General features: G+C 60.9%; 1 protein-coding gene. It reads left to right on the top strand.

Annotation, left to right across the window (positions count from 1 at the left end; all coding sequences use genetic code 11):
• Positions 1-155: 155 nt before the first annotated feature.
• A partial coding sequence (locus tag WEB06_07400) for a Fe-S cluster assembly protein SufB (protein ID MEX2555439.1) occupies positions 156-750 on the top strand: 595 nt, incomplete at its 3' end.

The raw sequence follows: 750 nt of genomic DNA, 5'->3' as shown, positions 1-750 counted from the left end.
CCCCCCCCCCCCCCCCCCCCCCCCGGTTCTAGGCGAGGCATCGGGCAGAAACCGCAGGTAGGGGGCGTTATAAACACTGGATGGCGGGTTCTCAGTTCTAAATCCGCCTGTTAGAATAGGAATTGACGAAATCCTAGCTGGGGAGCGCAGCGCCCATGGTCGTGAAGCCGCAAGATCTGGACCTCGGGAAGGGCTATCAATACGCGTGGCACGACGAGCCCACGTCGATCAACGTGCCCGAAAGAGGCTTAACGGAGGACGTCGTCTCCGGCATCTCCAAGCTCAAGGGCGAGCCCGAGTGGATGCTGCGCAAGCGGCTCAAGGCGTACCGCCACTTCATGGACCGCCCGATGCCCTCATGGGGCGGGGACCTGTCCGAGATCGACTTCGACAACATCTACTACTACATCAAGCCGACCGAGGGTCAGGTGCAGTCCTGGGACGAGCTTCCGGACGACATCAAGAACACCTACGTGAAGCTCGGTATCCCCGAGGCCGAGCGTGAGTTCCTCGGCGGTGTCACTGCGCAGTACGAAAGCGAAACCGTCTACCACCAGGTCAAGAAGGAGCTCGATGATCTCGGCGTCATCTTCACGAGCATGGACGAAGGGCTTCGTGAGCACGAGGACATCGTCAAGAAGTACTTCGGCACGGTCATCCCGGCGAACGACAACAAGTTCGCGGCGCTGAACAGCGCGGTGTGGTCGGGCGGCTCGTTCATCTACGTGCCGCCGAACACGAACGTCGACA

The organism is Actinomycetota bacterium (assembly GCA_040905475.1).
In the GTDB taxonomy this organism is placed as follows: domain Bacteria; phylum Actinomycetota; class AC-67; order AC-67; family AC-67; genus DATFGK01.
This window is presented reverse-complemented; position numbering and strand designations above follow the sequence as displayed.